This window comes from Burkholderia sp. RF4-BP95 (genome assembly GCF_001521985.1).
GTDB lineage: Bacteria > Pseudomonadota > Gammaproteobacteria > Burkholderiales > Burkholderiaceae > Burkholderia > Burkholderia diffusa.
In genome coordinates, this window is the sequence record NZ_LOSX01000018.1 from 378,239 (window position 1) to 392,517 (window position 14,279).

At 69.4% G+C, this 14,279-nt stretch carries 13 protein-coding genes; 5 read left to right on the forward strand and 8 right to left on the reverse strand.

Going from position 1 to position 14,279, the window contains the following annotated elements; genetic code table 11:
* Positions 1-95: 95 nt before the first annotated feature.
* On the reverse strand, positions 96-974 hold the full coding sequence (locus tag WS46_RS06420) for a LysR family transcriptional regulator (RefSeq protein ID WP_059524865.1): 879 nt from the start codon (positions 972-974) through the stop codon (positions 96-98).
* Positions 975-1,075: 101 nt separating this feature from the next.
* Between WS46_RS06420 and WS46_RS06425 the strand changes: the two genes are divergently transcribed.
* On the forward strand, positions 1,076-2,644 hold the full coding sequence (locus WS46_RS06425; protein WP_059689816.1) for an MFS transporter: 1,569 nt from the start codon (positions 1,076-1,078) through the stop codon (positions 2,642-2,644).
* A gap of 63 nt (positions 2,645-2,707) precedes the next feature.
* On the opposite strand, the gene WS46_RS06430 is transcribed toward WS46_RS06425, so the two are convergent.
* Genes WS46_RS06430 through WS46_RS06440 form a run of 3 tightly spaced genes read right to left on the reverse strand, consistent with a single transcriptional unit; the run spans position 2,708 to position 6,194 of the window.
* Entirely contained in the window at positions 2,708-3,886 is a 1,179-nt protein-coding gene (locus WS46_RS06430; RefSeq protein ID WP_059524872.1) for a LysR family transcriptional regulator, read from the reverse strand.
* A 24-nt stretch (positions 3,887-3,910) separates the two neighbouring features.
* Positions 3,911-4,639 (reverse strand): aspartate/glutamate racemase family protein, encoded by a 729-nt coding sequence (locus WS46_RS06435; RefSeq protein WP_059689818.1) that lies wholly within the window; start codon positions 4,637-4,639, stop codon positions 3,911-3,913.
* A gap of 22 nt (positions 4,640-4,661) precedes the next feature.
* Positions 4,662-6,194 (reverse strand): NCS1 family nucleobase:cation symporter-1, encoded by a 1,533-nt coding sequence (locus WS46_RS06440; protein WP_082721904.1) that lies wholly within the window; start codon positions 6,192-6,194, stop codon positions 4,662-4,664.
* Positions 6,195-6,430: 236 nt separating this feature from the next.
* On the opposite strand from WS46_RS06440, the gene WS46_RS06445 reads away from it, so the two are divergent.
* Together WS46_RS06445 and WS46_RS06450 are read left to right on the forward strand one after the other, a co-directional pair.
* Positions 6,431-6,685, forward strand: a complete 255-nt coding sequence (locus tag WS46_RS06445; protein ID WP_059524876.1) for a hypothetical protein — start codon at positions 6,431-6,433, stop codon at positions 6,683-6,685.
* A gap of 194 nt (positions 6,686-6,879) precedes the next feature.
* Positions 6,880-7,428, forward strand: a complete 549-nt coding sequence (locus tag WS46_RS06450; RefSeq protein WP_059689821.1) for a DUF3005 domain-containing protein — start codon at positions 6,880-6,882, stop codon at positions 7,426-7,428.
* A gap of 51 nt (positions 7,429-7,479) precedes the next feature.
* Here WS46_RS06450 and WS46_RS06455 read toward each other — a convergent pair whose 3' ends face one another.
* Positions 7,480-8,244 carry a DUF4397 domain-containing protein gene (locus tag WS46_RS06455; RefSeq protein ID WP_059524878.1) on the reverse strand — a complete coding sequence of 255 codons (765 nt, stop codon included), beginning with the start codon at positions 8,242-8,244 and terminating at the stop codon, positions 7,480-7,482.
* A gap of 350 nt (positions 8,245-8,594) precedes the next feature.
* Between WS46_RS06455 and WS46_RS06460 the strand changes: the two genes are divergently transcribed.
* Complete coding sequence (locus WS46_RS06460) at positions 8,595-8,927, forward strand: hypothetical protein (protein WP_059524879.1); 333 nt, start codon at positions 8,595-8,597, stop codon at positions 8,925-8,927.
* Positions 8,928-9,016: 89 nt separating this feature from the next.
* On the opposite strand, the gene mmsB is transcribed toward WS46_RS06460, so the two are convergent.
* From mmsB to WS46_RS06475, 3 genes are all read right to left on the reverse strand, one after another.
* Complete coding sequence (mmsB, locus tag WS46_RS06465; RefSeq protein WP_059689824.1) at positions 9,017-9,907, reverse strand: 3-hydroxyisobutyrate dehydrogenase; 891 nt, start codon at positions 9,905-9,907, stop codon at positions 9,017-9,019.
* A 211-nt stretch (positions 9,908-10,118) separates the two neighbouring features.
* Positions 10,119-11,645, reverse strand: a complete 1,527-nt coding sequence (locus WS46_RS06470) for a CoA-acylating methylmalonate-semialdehyde dehydrogenase (RefSeq protein WP_059524883.1) — start codon at positions 11,643-11,645, stop codon at positions 10,119-10,121.
* A 122-nt stretch (positions 11,646-11,767) separates the two neighbouring features.
* Entirely contained in the window at positions 11,768-13,087 is a 1,320-nt protein-coding gene (locus WS46_RS06475; protein ID WP_059689826.1) for an MFS transporter, read from the reverse strand.
* A gap of 156 nt (positions 13,088-13,243) precedes the next feature.
* Here WS46_RS06475 and WS46_RS06480 point away from each other — a divergent pair, with 156 nt between their 5' ends.
* Complete coding sequence (locus WS46_RS06480; protein ID WP_059524887.1) at positions 13,244-14,197, forward strand: LysR family transcriptional regulator; 954 nt, start codon at positions 13,244-13,246, stop codon at positions 14,195-14,197.
* The last annotated feature ends 82 nt before the right edge of the window (positions 14,198-14,279 follow it).

A 14,279-nucleotide genomic window follows, 5' to 3' on the forward strand; every position in this document is an offset into this window, starting at 1 on the left:
GAGTGGCGGTGTGGAGAAGCCAACGCCGCGGCCGCCCTCGACGCATGCTCGACGGCGGCGGGGCGGCGCCAGTCCGTTGCTGGCGCGAACAGGCCCTAGCCAGCGGCCGGAACGGTGCGCAGGAAGGCGCGCACCGCGGGCGCCTTTTCGAAGCGCCGATGCGCGAGCGCGAGTTCGGACATGATCGGCTTGCCGGCGATCGGCCGGTACACGACGCCCGGCAACGACACGCAGCCGGCGAGCGCGTCCGGGATCACGGCGACCCAGCCGTTCACCGACACGCACGCGAGCACCGCGAGCAACCCGCCCGGCCGCGCCGCGATCACCGGCGCGAAGCGGCCGCGGCGTGCGACTTCGAGCGTGCCGCGTTCCTGTTCCGGCACCGCGAAGCGTGCGTCGGCGAGATCGGCGGCGCGCACGGCGGTCATCGCCGCGTAACGCGAATCGGCCGGCACCGCCGCGACGAACACGTCGCGTTGCAGCGTGACGATCCGCAGCCCGCCCGGCAGCGGCAACGGCGGGCGCACGTATGCGAGGTCGAGCCGGCCCGTGTCGAGCTGCTTCGCGACGTCGTCCATCGGCACCTCGCGCAGGTTCAGCTCGATACGCGGATGCGCGGCGCGGAACGCGCCGACCGTGCGCTGCAGCGTGCCCGAATAGACGGCCGACGACACATAGCCGATCTCGAGGCGACCGAGCTCGCCGCGCTCGGCGAGCGTCGCGAGTTCGCGCCCGCGCTGCAGATGCTCGAACGCGGCGCTCGCCTCGGCGAGAAACGCCTCGCCGGCCGCCGTCAGCGTGACCGCGCGGCGCGAGCGCTGGAACAGCCGCACGCCGAGCACCCGCTCGGCTTCCTGGATCTGCCGCGTGAGCGCGGGCGGCGCCATGTCGAGCGCATCGGCCGCGCGGGCGAAATGCAGGTGCTGCGCGACGGCCAGGAACGCGCGCACGTGACGGAATTCGAGCGGATTCATGATTGCGATTTTCGTCAATGAAACTGCATGGGTATGTCAATGACAGGCAATACGGGGCCAGCCTAGCATACGGCTCGTTCCTCTTGCTTCGGAGCCCGTCGATGTCCCAGTCTTCTCCCGCCCCGCGCGCGGGCGCGCCCGCCGCCGCGCATGCGCATGCCCGCCTGCCGGCCGCCGCGACGCTCGCGGTCGCCTCGGCGACGTGCTCGCTGATCGTGCTCGACACGAACGTCGTCGCCGTGTCGCTGCCGAGTGTCGCGCGCAGCTTTCATGCGAGTTTCGCCGACATCGAGTGGGTCGTGAGCGCCTACATGACCGCGTTCGCCGCATGCCTGCTGCCGGCCGGCGGGCTCGCGGATCGCTTCGGGCGCAAACGCATGCTCGGCGCGGGGCTCGCGCTCTTTGCGCTCGCGTCGCTCGGGTGCGGGATCGCGCCGTCGGCCGGCTGGCTGATCGCCGCGCGCGCGGTGAAGGGGGGCGGGGCCGCGCTCTTGCTGACAGCCGCGCTCGCGGTGATCGCGAACCGCTTTCCGGACGGGCGCGAACGCGCCCGCGCGTGGGCGATCTGGGGAATGTGCATGGGGATCGCGACGGCCGTCGCGCCGCTGGTCGGCGGCGCGATCACGCAGTGGATCGGCTGGCGCTGGGTGTTCCTGCTGAACTTGCCGGTGTGCGCGCTGCTCGCGGTCGGCGCGCGCGTGGCGATCGACGAGTCGCGCGATCCGCATGCGAAACGGGTCGACGCCGCGGGCAGCCTGCTGTTCGGCACGGCGCTCGCGTGCGCGATCGCGGCGCTGATCGGCGCGCCGTCGCACGGCTGGCTGTCGGCCGCGACGCTCGGCCGGTTCGCGCTCGCCGGCGCGCTGCTGGCCGCGTTCATCGGCGCGGAGCGCTGGCAGGCGCGGCCGATGATCGATCTCGCGCTGTTCCGCCAGCCGCGCTTCGTCGGCGCCGTGCTCGCGATGTTCGGCTACGCGGCGTGCGCGCAGGTGATGATGACGTTCCTGCCGCTGTACCTGCAGAACGCGTTCGGAATGTCGGCGATCGACGCGGGGCTCGGGATGTTGCCGTTCGCGTTCGCGATGATCGCGGGACCGTCGCTCGGCGGCATGCTCGCGTCGCGTGTGTCGTCCGGCGGCGTGCTGGCGGGCGGACTCGCACTGATCGGCGCGGGCAATCTCGCGACCGCGGCGCTGACCGCCAGCGGCGACTACCGGCTCGTCGCGCTCGGGATGTTCGTGACGGGCTGCGGTGCCGGCATCATGAACGGCGACACGCAGAAGGCCATCATGGCGTGCGTGCCGCCGAACCGGACCGGAATGGCGTCGGGCATCAGCACGACCACCCGCTTCTCGGCGATCGTGACGGCCGTCGGCGTGCTCGGCGCGGTGCTGGCCGCCAGCACGCACGCGCGACTCGACCGGATGTTGTCCGCCGTGGCGGACGTGCGCGCGTTCGTCGATGCGCCATTCATGTCGAGCCTGCTGGCCGGCGATCTCGGGCAGGCGCTGGCGCACGTGCCGCCGTCGGCCGCGCGCACGCTCGCCGACGCGGCGCCCGCGGCCTTCGCGAGCGGATTCGCCGCCGCGCTGACGGTGAGCGGCGTGCTCGCGCTGGCTGTCGCCGCCATTGCATACACGTTGCTTGCGCAACCGATGCGCGATGCGTGACGCGTTCCGCGATGCGTGCACCGCCCGTTGCACACGCCGACGCGGCGTCGTCGAGCCCGCGGTTCAGCGCGATTTCATCGCGAGGCGATGGATGCGCGCAGCGCGCGCGACGTGCGGTCGCTGCGATGCACCGCAGTGCGTCGCCTGCCGGCGGCGTGTGCGCCGCGTCGGCTCGGGCGGGGCATCGATGATCGGCGCGTTCGTTCGCGCGTCCGCATCCGCATTCGCGTTCGCGGCGACCGCCGCAACGGCCGGCCGTGCGGCCTCCGCATCGAGCCAGCCGCGCGTCGCCTCGGCGATCAGCCCGCGCAGCCAGCGCACACCGTCCACGCACGATCCCGATTCGTTCCACGTCATCCGGTACACGATGTCGGGCGGCTCGGCCGGCAGCGCGACCGTGCCGAGCGGCAGCAGCTTCGCGTAGTGGCGCGCGAGCCGGTACGTGGTGGTCAGGATCAGATCGGAGCGCACCAGCGCATGCGCGGCGAGTTCGAAGTGCGGCAGCGTGACGACGATCCGCCGTTGCAAGCCGACGCGTTCGAGCTGCCGGTCGATCGCGCCGGACGCTTCGAGCCACGACGGCGTCGGGCACAGTTGCGGCGCCTGCGCGAAGTCGGCGGCCGTCATCGCGCCGCGCCGCGCGAGCGGATGCGTCGCGCGCATCAGGCATACGACGCGATCGTCGAACAGGTCGTCCTGCCGGAACCGCGACGAGCGGGCAGGGCGGTTGTCGATCACGACGTCGAGCTCGCCGTCGGCGAGTGCCCGTTCGTCGTCGAAGCCGTCGCCGAGCGGATGAAACACGAGCTGCGCGTTCGGTGCGCGTTCGCGGAACAGCGCGACGAGCTTCGGCACGAACAGCACGTTCAGGTAGTCGGGGCAGCCGATCCGGTAAGTGCGCACCGACGTGCGCGCGTCGAAGGTCGGCTGCTGGATGCGGATGAAGTCGATCACGCGCAGCGCGTTGCGCAGCGGCTCGATCAGCCGCGCGCCGAATTCGGTCGGCACCATCCCGTAGCGGCTGCGCACCAGCAGCGGATCGCCGAGCAGCGTGCGCAGGCGCTTGAGCGCGGCGCTCGTCGCCGGCTGCGACATGTTCAGCCGCACGGCCGCGCGCGACACGGTGCGCTCGGTGAGCAGCACGAGCAGGATGCGCATCAGCCGCGCGTCCAGCACGTCGAGCGCGCCCGTTGCGTCGGACGCGTCGAGGGCAACGCCGTTCGGCTCCGGTGCGTCCCGCATGTCGCTACGCGTTCGCGCGGCCCGTCATTTGGCGAAGGTGCCCGGCCAGCCGACGATCCGCTTCGGACGCGGCGGCGCATACGTGCGGACCTTCGACGTCTTCAGCTTCAGGCGCACCAGCGATTCGGCAAGCGCGACCGCGGCCGACACGCCGTCGACGACCGGCACGCCCGTGCATTCCTCGATCTGCCGGTCGAGGCCGGCCATCCCGCCGCAGCCGAGGCAGATCACTTCCGCGTGATCGTCCTTCACCGCGCGCGCGGCCTGGTCGACGATCGACTCGATCGCGCGGGCCGGGTTCTCCTCGAGTTCGAGCACCGCGAGGCCGCTCGCGCGCACCGATGCGCAGCGCGCATCGAGCCCGGCGAGCTTCAGGCGATCCTCGATCAGCGGCACCGTGCGGTCGAGCGTCGTGACGACCGAATAGCGGTGGCCGAGCAGCATCGCGACGCTCGCGGCCGCTTCGGTGATGTCGACGACGGGCACCGTCAGCAGTTCCTGCAGCCCTTCGCGGCCGTGTTCGCCGTAGCCGGCCTGGATCACCGCGTCGTACGGCTCGTCGTAGCGCAACACGCGGTCCATCACGGCGATCGCCGCGAGGTAGCTTTCGAAGTTGCCCTCGACCGACTCCGCGCCGAAGCGCGGCGTCAGCCCGACGATCTCCGTGCCGGGCGACGCGGCGGCGCGCGCCTGCGCGGCGATGGCGTCGGTGATCGATTCGGTCGTGTTGACGTTGACTACCAGGATTCTCATCGGTGCACTCCGTATGCTGTGTTCAGTGTCGGGCGCAGGCGACCGCGATGTGTTCGCCCGAGCGCTCCTCGTATTGCCGTTTGCGATCGGCCGTCAGCCAGTACACGCCGCCCGCGACGGCCGCGCCGAGCAGCCAGGAGAACGGCGTCATCGCGCCGAAGGCCGGCACGACGGCGAGCGCGATCGAGATCAGCGCGGACGGCACCAGGGCCGCGAGCGCCTTGCGGTTCACGCCGCGCGTATGGAAATAGGCGCCGGTCGGCGCTTCGGTATAGAGATCCGGTACGTTCACGCGCTGCTTGCGCACGAGCCAGTAGTCGACGGTGATGATGCCGTACAGCGGGCCGAGCAGCGCGCCGAGGCCGGACAGGAAGTAGACGATCACGATCGGGCTGTTGTACAGGTTCCACGGCAGGATCAGCACCGCGACCGTCGCGCTGATCAGGCCCGCGCGGCGGAACGTCAGGCGGTGCGGCGCGAGGCTCGTCAGCACGAAGGCCGGTGCGACGAAGTTCGCCATGATGTTCACCGCGACCGTCACGATCAGGAACGCGAGGCAGCCGAGCACGAGGAACAGCTTGTTCGGCACCGTGGCGATGATTTCCGTCGGGCTGTGGATGATCTGGCCGTTCAGCTTGAACTGCGCGCCCGCGAGCACGAAGCTGATCGCCGCGAACACCACGATGTTCACCGGCAGGCCCCAGAAGTTGCCGACCCGCACCGTCTTCGCACTCGGCGACGAGCGCGCGAAATCGCAGAAGTTGAGCACCAGCGTGCCGTAGATCGCGAGCCACAGCGAGCCGCCCGCGAACACCTCGGTCCACATCTTCAGGCCGGTCATCGGCTTGCCGATCGACATCGCGAGATGGCCGCCGGTGCGGCTGAACATCCACGCGGCGAGCGACAGCGTCGTGACGAGAATGACCGGGCCGGCGAGCCCCTCGTACTTGCGGACCATCTCCATGCCGTAAGTCAGGATGCCGATCTGAACCAGCCAGATCGCGACGAACGTGATCCAGCCGAGCGTCGACAGCCCGAGGATCGCATCGTGGTCGAAGGCGGCGAGGCCCGGCCAGATCGCGGTGAGCAGCACGCGCAGCACGACCGATGCGAGATAGGTCTGGATTCCGAACCATGCGATGGCGATCACCGCGCGAATCATCGCGGGCAAGAGCGCGCCGTAGATGCCGAAGCTCATCCGGCTGATCACCGGGAACGGCACGCCGGTCTTCTGGCCCATGTAGCCGGTGAGGTTCATGAAGCAATACACGAGCACGGCGCCGATCGCGAGCGACGCGAGCATCTGCCAGCCCGACAGGCCGAGCGCGAACAGGCCGATCGCGAACGAGTAGTTCGCGATGTTGTGCACGTCGTTGGTCCAGAGCGCAAAGATGCTGTAGCGGCCCCAGGTGCGGCCCTCGGCCTTGGTCGGCGCGAGGTCGGCGTTGTGCAGCCGCGGGCTCAACGCGGGATCGCGCGCGGCCGTATCGGTTCGATGCAGTGCGTCGTGCGCGCCGGGCACGATGCCCGCGCGGTGGATGGCTTCCAGTTGCACGCCTTGTCTCCTTCCATGTGCGGGGCGCGAACCGGCAGCGTGTGCACGCAGCGCGGGCCGGCCGCCGTGGACGTTATGTCTCGGATTTGTTCGCGAGTATGGGCGGCGGGCGCGGCGATGGGAAATTAAATATTCGGCTGGGCGTCATTTGAAAAATGAATGGGGATGGATCGGCTGCGCGGCACGCGAATTGCGTATTGAAGAGCTCCATCCACATCGACATCAGCGGAGGTGTCATGCAGCGATATTCCATTCGTCACGTATCGCGGGCCGTCTTCGCCGGCATCCTGATCGCCGGTCTGGCGGCGGGTGCGGGTTGTCAGAAAAAGAGCGACACCGGCACCGGCGCGAGTTCGGACACGAGCGCTACCGGCGGCATGGCGCCGGCGCCGTCCACCGCACCCTCGGGCATGCCGGGCAGCGGCACGGCCGGCGGCGCGGCGAGCATGCCGGGCGCGGCATCCGCGCCGACGGGCGCAAGCGGCGGTTGATCGGCGGGAGCGGGCGGCGTGCGCGGGCGGATCGCCCGTGCGCCGCCGTCACGCCATGCCGCTCGGCGCGTGCGTCGCGGGACGTGCGCGGGCAGCGCGCTGCGCGTGAAAGATTTGCAAGGACCGTTGTAGCGATTCCCGGAGCGGCGCCGGCCGCGTCATGCCGGCGCGCGCCGTCGGGAACAGGAGGTGCGATGCAGAACGCGGAATCGAACCCAACCCCGGAACAGCAGCGGGAACAGATCAGGAAGAGCCCGGTGAAGACGCCGGCGGCCGGCGACATGCCGGATGCGGCGACCCAGGCTGCCGAAGTCGCGAAGCATCCGCTGACGCCGGAGGCGGTCGCGGCGAAAACGCCGACCGGCCTGCCGCCGATCGACGTCGACGCGCATGCGGTCGACAGCGGCGACCCCGTGCGTCGCGCGGCCGGCCGGATCGTCACGCTCGACAACGCCAACATGGCGATGACGGACAACACGGTCGACGTCGACGGCAAGGGCCTGGAGGCCCGTGCAGGCGCGACCGAATGGCACGACAACGTGATTTATTCGAACGCGTCGCTCGACGACGCGGTCGACACGCCCGACGAAGGGCTCGGCGGGATCGAGAGCCGCCCGGGCGGCAACATGCCGCAAATCGCGACGCGGCCGGGCTGGCGCGTCCGCCATGTCGGCGACGTCGATGTCGAGCACGGCGACGGCACGCGGGCCGAGCACGTGATCCGCCTCGAGCGGACCGACTGACGTATCGATGGACGCGAGGCGGACCGCCGGCCGGCGGTCCGCCGACGGCCGTCACTGCGGGCCGAGTTCCTGCGCGGACGTGTCCGCATCGTTGCCTTGCGCGACGAGCACGTGGACGTCGTTCGGCGTCACGTCGCCGATGCCGCCCGACGGAATCGTCACCAGCAGCCAGTCGGCGTTGTTGTTGATGCTCACGGGTGCGGTCTTCAGGATCGGCGACTTGCTGCCGGCCGTCGTGACGATCACCTGGTAGCTGCCGCCGTTCAGGTAGACCGAATCCTGCCCGGATGCCGGCACGGCGTTCTGATACGCGGCGCCCGCCAGCGTCGGGCTTTGCGCGTTGATGTCGGTGCCGGGAGGCACGACGTACACGTCGACGTTCTGCGCGTTCGGCGACGCGTTGAAGCTGCGCACGCGCGCCTTGTCGGACAGCAGCTTCTTGTCGAACGGGTCGTCGATCACCGAAATCGCCGACGACGTGCTCGGCAACGCGATCGTGGTGTAGTGATGGCCGTTCGCCGCGCCGAACGACTGCGACGCGACGGTCGTGGTCGTTCCCGATACGTCGTAGCTGACGGTCTGCGTGCCCGAGTCGATGTCGTGATAGCGGGTGACGCCCTTGTACGCGACACCCGACGCGTCGACCTTCGCATTCAGGTAGTAATCGAGATTCGGGCCGGCCGGCACCGCGTTGATGAAGCGCGCCTGCGGTTTCGAGATGCCGAGTTCGGTGCCGACGTCGTTGCCGTCTCCGCCGCATGCCGCGAGCATGGAAACGACCGAGCACAGGGCTGCTATTGTTCGAATGGATTTCATTGTCGTCCTCTCATTCAGGGAACCTGATTGCGATGCGGTGTCGCCGCGCGAGGCATCGCGCGGTACGCAGCGCCGGATTGAAGGAAGGAATTGCCGTCCGCCGGGGCGGCGGGCGCATGGATGTCGCAAGCGATGTGCCCACGCGACGGAATCGGCGCGGGCGCCCGTGTGGCGGAGGTGCGGCGGCAACGCCGGGCGCGTCGCGGCCCCGTAAATCTTGCCGCGGACACCCATCGTTTAACCATTCGAAACAATGTGTTCACCGAAAAGGGCATGATCTCCGGCAATCGGGCAGGCATACTGTCGCCTATGTTGCTCAATGCCGTCGAATCGACGTGCGCTTGCCCCCCATGTCCATCCCAGTACCTTTTCGATCCCTCCGAGGGTTGACCATCGCGGCCGCTGCATGCTTGCTCGCCGCGTGTTCGACCGCCTCCGACGTGACCACGACGTCGAACCCGAACGTCTTCACCGTGACGACGCGCACGCTCGGCGTGTCGACGACGTGGGCCGACGCCCATGAAAAAGCCGTCAACGAAGCGACCAACTACTGCACGCAGCGCGGCATGCGCGCGAGCCTGAAGCAGGAGTCGGTGACCGGCGGCCGCCGCGTCGACGCGCGCTCGGAACTCGCGTTCGAGTGCCATCCGACCTTCGAGACGGCGTCGAACCCGCGCGGATAAGCGCCGCGTCGCCCGCGCTGCTCCGGAAGTGAATCGACCCGCGATGCCGTTGACGGGCATCGCGGGTCGACGCACGTCCATCGGCCGCGTTACGCGGGCTGTGCCTCGTACAGCTTCACGCACGCGGAGAAGTCGAGCGTGCCGAGCCCCTGCTGGCTCATCGACTGATATAGCTGCTGCGCGAGCGCACCCATCCATACCGGCTGCCGTGCGCTGCGCGCGGCTTCGGTCGCGAGCCCGAGATCCTTCAGCATCAGGTTCGCGGCGAAACCGCCCGAGTAGCCGCGCGCGGCGGGCGCCGCGTCGTTCACGCCCGGGTACGGGTTATACGCGTCCGAGCTCCAGCAGCGGCCGGTCGACGTGTTGATGATGCCGGCCAGCACGGCCGGATCGATGCCGAGCGCGGCGCCGAGCGCCATTGCTTCCGACACGCCCATCATCGAGATCCCGAGCAGCAGGTTGTTGCAGATCTTCGCGATCTGCCCGGTGCCCGTGCCGCCGCAATGCACGACGTTCTTCCCCATGTCGAGCAGCGCCGGGCGGATGCGCTCGAACAGCGCGCCTTCCGCGCCGACCATGAAGGTCAGCGTGCCGGCCTGCGCGCCGCCGGTGCCGCCCGACACCGGCGCATCGGCGAGCGGGAAGTCGCGCTGCGCGGCGGCGTCGGCCAGTGCGCGCACGGTGTCCGGATCGATCGTGCTGCAGTCGACGAACGTCGCGCCGGCGCGCGCGCCGGCCAGCACGCCGTCGTCGCCGAGATAAACCGCGCGCACGTGCTGCGCGGCCGGCAGCATCGTGATCACCAGCGACGCGCGGGCGGCCGCGTCACGCGGCGACGCGGCCGCCGTCGCGCCCGCATGCACGGCGGCGTCGACCGCGTTCGCATCGAGGTCGAATACCGTCAGCGTGTGGCCGGCCTTGAGCAGGTTGGCGGCCATGGGGCCGCCCATGTTGCCGAGTCCGATGAATGCAATTTCCATGTACAGGCTCCTGTGTCGACCGGACTTAGCGCTTCAGCGCTTAGTCCGGTCCCATGCTTCGCGGTCGACCGAACTTGGCGCTTCAGCGCTTGGTCCGGTCCCATGCTTCGCGGTCGACTGGACTTGGCGCTTTAGCGCTTAGACCGGTCCCATGCTTCGCGGTCGACCGAACTTGGCGCTTCAGCGCTTAGCCCGGTCCCATGCTTCGCGCTCAGCGCAACGCGATCGTCGTGTTCACGCCGCCGGCCGTCGCATCGTCGTCGAACCAGCGCGCGGTGACCGTCTTCGTCTGCGTGTAGAACTGCACGACCTGCTTGCCGTACGGGCCGAGATCGCCGAGCTTCGAGCCGCGCGAGCCCGTGAAGCTGAAGTAGGGGACCGGCACCGGGATCGGGATGTTGATGCCGACCTGGCCGACGTCGATTTCGCTCTGGAACTTGCGCGCGGCCGCGCCGCTCTGCGTGAAGAGGCCGACGCCGTTGCCCATCGGGTTCGCGTTGACGAGCGCGATCGCGTCGTCGAGCGTGTCGGCTTCGAGCACGACCACCACCGGCCCGAAGATTTCTTCCGTGTAGATCGACATGTCGGTCGTCACGCCCGAGAAGATCGTCGGGCCGACGAAGTTGCCGTGCTCGTAGCCGGGCACCTTCACGTCGCGGCCGTCGAGCAGCAGCGTCGCGCCTTCCTTCACGCCCGCGTCGATCAGCGACAGGATGCGCGCCTTCGCCGCCTTCGACACGACCGGGCCGACGTCCGTGCCGGCTTCCGCACCGGCGTTGACCTTCAGCGCCTTCGCCTTCTCGACCAGATCGGGCAGCCAGTCGCGCGCCTTGCCGACCAGCACGACGACCGACGTCGCCATGCAGCGCTGGCCGGCCGCGCCGAAGCCCGCGCCGACCAGCGCGTTGATCGACTGCTCGCGATGCGCATCCGGCAGCACGACCGCGTGATTCTTCGCGCCCATCATCGACTGCACGCGCTTGCCGTGCTGGCTGCCGAGGTTGTACACGTGCGTGCCGACGCGCGTCGAGCCGACGAACGAGATCGCCTTGATGTCCGGGTGCGTGCAGAGGCGGTCGACCACCGTCTTGCCGCCGTGCACGACGTTCAGCACGCCCTTCGGCACGCCGGCCTCGATCGCGAGCTCGACGAGCTGCATCGTCGACAGCGGGTCCTGCTCGGACGGTTTCAGCACGAACGTGTTGCCGCACACGATCGCCATCGGGAACATCCACAGCGGGATCATGCCGGGGAAGTTGAACGGCGTGATGCCCGCGCACACGCCGATCGGCTGGCGCAGCGTGTAGGTGTCGACGCCGCCCGCGACGTTCTCCGCGAACTCGCCCTGCTGCAGCGTGCCGATCGAGCATGCGTGCTCGACCACTTCGAGGCCGCGGAAGATGTCGCCCTGCGCATCGGGCAGCGTCTTGCCTTGCTCGGCCGTCAGCGTGTGCGCGATCCGTTCGAGATTGCGGCGCACCAGATCCTGGAACTTCAGCATGATGCGCAGCCGCGCGCCGATCGGCGTCGTCTTCCAGGTCTGGAACGCGCGCTGCGCGGACGCGATCGCGGCATCGACCTCGTCGAGCGTCGCGTACGGCACGCGGCCGATCGCTTCCTGCGTCGCGGGGTTGACGATGTCGCCCCATTCGGCGCTTTGCGAATCGACGAACGCGCCGTCGATCAGCAGCTTGGCGGTGGGCAGGGCGAGGGTGGTCTGGGGAACTGCGGCGTTCATGGAACTCTCCGGAAACGGTGGTGCGAGGAAAATGGGTGCCCTGCGTCCGTCGCGCGTTCGGCCACGGCGGACGGCAGGTCGAATGGAAACCGGGTAAGGACGGGCCGGCGTGCGTCGATGCGTTACGTCCGTGCCGGACGCATCAGTGCGGTGCACGCGAGCGCGAACACGCCGAAGCCGACGAGGTACGCGATCACGTAGTGCGGCTGGCCGCCGCCGGCCTTGAGCAGCGACGTCGCGATCATCGGCGCGAAGCCGCCGCCGATCACGCCGGCGAGCTGCACCGACAGCGAGATGCCGCTGTAGCGGATCTCCGCCGGGAACTGCTGCGCGAACAGCAGCGACTCCGGTGCATAAAGAACCGGGAACACGACGCCGAGGCCGAGCACGATCGCCCACCATGCGGTCGACGTCTGCTGCGTGCCGAGCATCATGAAGAACGGCGCGGCGAACGCGCACATCAGCACGAGGCCGATCGCGAACATCCGGCGCTGGCCGATGCGGTCGCTCAGATGCCCGCACAGCGGCATCGTGACGAGCGACAGCGCCGCGCCGGCCGTGATCGCGTGCAGCATGTCGGCCTTCGGCAGATGCAGCTGCTGCGTTGCATAGGCGAGCGCGAACGTGACGACCATGTAGAACCACGTGTTCTCGGCGGCGCGCGCGCCGACGATCGTCAGCACCTCGCGCGGATGGCGGCGCAGCGCGGCCGTCACCGGCGACTTCTCGGCCTTGCCCTGGCGCTGCATCTTCTCGAAGTCCGGCGACTCGGGCACCTTCGCGCGGATGAACCAGCCGAGGCCGACGAGCGCGATGCTCGCGAGGAACGGCACGCGCCAGCCCCACGACAGCATGTCGGCTTCGGGCAGCGCGGCCACCGCCGCCATCGCGACCGACGACAGGATCAGCCCGAGCCCGACACCCGTCTGCGGCAGGCTGCCGAACAGCCCCTTGCGGCCCTTCGGCGCGTGCTCGACGGCCATCAGCACCGCGCCGCCCCATTCGCCGCCGACCGCCATCCCCTGCAGGAAGCGCATCGCGATCAGCAGGGCCGCGGCCCAGTAGCCGATGCGGTCGTACGACGGGATCAGCCCGATGATCATGCTCGGCACGCCCATCAGCAGCAGCGTGATCATCAGCATCGACTTGCGGCCGATGCGGTCGCCGAAGTGGCCGAACACGATGCCGCCCATCGGCCGCCCGATGAAGCCGACCGCGAACGTGCCGAACGCGGCGAGCGTGCCGACGACGGGGTCCAGCGACGGGAAGAAGATGCGGTTGAACACGAGCGCGGCGGCGGTGCCGTAGAGGAAGAAGTCGTACCACTCGATCGTGGTGCCGGCCATGCTGGCCCAGCCGGCCAGCAGGTAGTGCCTCGCGGTGCGGGCGGGGGCCGGCGTCGCGACGGCGGCATGCTCATCGAGGGTGGATCGCGTCTGCATGGTGTCTCCGTATTTATTGCCCGCGGCTCATGGTCCGCAGGTCACGGTCGAGTATAGTTATGCGCGGATCCACGATGTACCGACAAGAAAACCGGTTGGATGTGCATTTATGCATATCGACGGCCGGCCCGGAGACTCCTGCCCTTTTTCCCGCCGATGCGACATGCCACCGAGCCGGTTTCCGGCAACCTGAACTGGGACGACCTGCGCTTCTTCCTCGAAGTCGCCCGCACGCAGCGCGCGAGCGGGGCGGCGAAGCGGCTCGGCGTCGACTACACGACCGTCGCGCGGCGCATTCGCGCGCTCGAGGCCGCGATGGGCACGCTGCTGTTCGACAAGTCGCGCTCCGGCGGCTTCACGCTGACGGCCGAGGGGCAGCGGCTCGTCGCGTACGCGGACGCGATGGAGACGACCGTACAGTCCGCGTGCGACCAGGTCGCCAATACCGGCGAGGCGCTGTCGGGCCACGTGCGGATCGGGTCGACCGAAGGGTTCGGCTGCTTTTTCCTCGCGCCGCAGCTTGCGCGGTTTCGCGTCGCGCATCCGCACGTGACGGTCGATCTGCTGCCGGTCCCGCATTTCGTCAACCTGCCGAAGCGCGAGGCCGATCTGGCGATCACGCTCGAGCGGCCCGAACGCGGGCCTTACGTGGTCACGAAGCTGTGCGATTACCAGTTGCGGCTCTATGCGACGCGCGACTATCTGGCGAGCCACGCGCCGATCACGTGCACCGACGATCTCGCGCGGCATGCGTTCATCAGCTACGTCGACGATCTCGCGTTCAGCAGCGAGCTGCTGTATCTGGAGCGCGCGGTGCCCGGCGCGACCGCCGGATTGCGCACGACGAGCGTGATCGCACAGGTGTTCGCGGCGCTGCAGGGCGGCGCGCTCGCGATCCTGCCGTGCTTCATGGCGGCCACGCAGCCGGCGCTGGTGCCGGTGCTGCCGGACGACGTGGTGGTCACGCGGTGCTTCTGGCTGACGTGTCGCGAGGACCTGCGCAAGCTGCGCCGCGTGACGGCGCTATGGGATTACCTGCGCGCGGCGGCGGACGCGAACCGGGCATTGCTGATGGGGGAGTCGGAGCAGTTGCGATTCGTCGGCGATTGAGCGCGGCGGTGCGTCACGGGCGATCCGTCCCGTGTCGATCGGCGACGAGGACGAACGCAACCGGGCCGCGGTGACGACCCGT

What these genes read in the sequence shown, in the direction of transcription:
- WS46_RS06455 (WP_059524878.1), bottom strand. Translation starts at nt 8,244, where the DNA reads ATGAAATCCATTCGAACAATAGCAGCCCTGTGCTCGGTCGTTTCCATG.
- WS46_RS06480 (WP_059524887.1), top strand. Translation starts at nt 13,244, where the DNA reads ATGCGACATGCCACCGAGCCGGTTTCCGGCAACCTGAACTGGGACGAC.
- WS46_RS06450 (WP_059689821.1), top strand. Translation starts at nt 6,880, where the DNA reads ATGCAGAACGCGGAATCGAACCCAACCCCGGAACAGCAGCGGGAACAG.
- mmsB (WP_059689824.1), bottom strand. Translation starts at nt 9,907, where the DNA reads ATGGAAATTGCATTCATCGGACTCGGCAACATGGGCGGCCCCATGGCC.
- WS46_RS06460 (WP_059524879.1), top strand. Translation starts at nt 8,595, where the DNA reads ATGTCCATCCCAGTACCTTTTCGATCCCTCCGAGGGTTGACCATCGCG.
- WS46_RS06435 (WP_059689818.1), bottom strand. Translation starts at nt 4,639, where the DNA reads ATGAGAATCCTGGTAGTCAACGTCAACACGACCGAATCGATCACCGAC.
- WS46_RS06475 (WP_059689826.1), bottom strand. Translation starts at nt 13,087, where the DNA reads ATGCAGACGCGATCCACCCTCGATGAGCATGCCGCCGTCGCGACGCCG.
- WS46_RS06425 (WP_059689816.1), top strand. Translation starts at nt 1,076, where the DNA reads ATGTCCCAGTCTTCTCCCGCCCCGCGCGCGGGCGCGCCCGCCGCCGCG.
- WS46_RS06430 (WP_059524872.1), bottom strand. Translation starts at nt 3,886, where the DNA reads ATGCGGGACGCACCGGAGCCGAACGGCGTTGCCCTCGACGCGTCCGAC.
- WS46_RS06420 (WP_059524865.1), bottom strand. Translation starts at nt 974, where the DNA reads ATGAATCCGCTCGAATTCCGTCACGTGCGCGCGTTCCTGGCCGTCGCG.
- WS46_RS06445 (WP_059524876.1), top strand. Translation starts at nt 6,431, where the DNA reads ATGCAGCGATATTCCATTCGTCACGTATCGCGGGCCGTCTTCGCCGGC.
- WS46_RS06470 (WP_059524883.1), bottom strand. Translation starts at nt 11,645, where the DNA reads ATGAACGCCGCAGTTCCCCAGACCACCCTCGCCCTGCCCACCGCCAAG.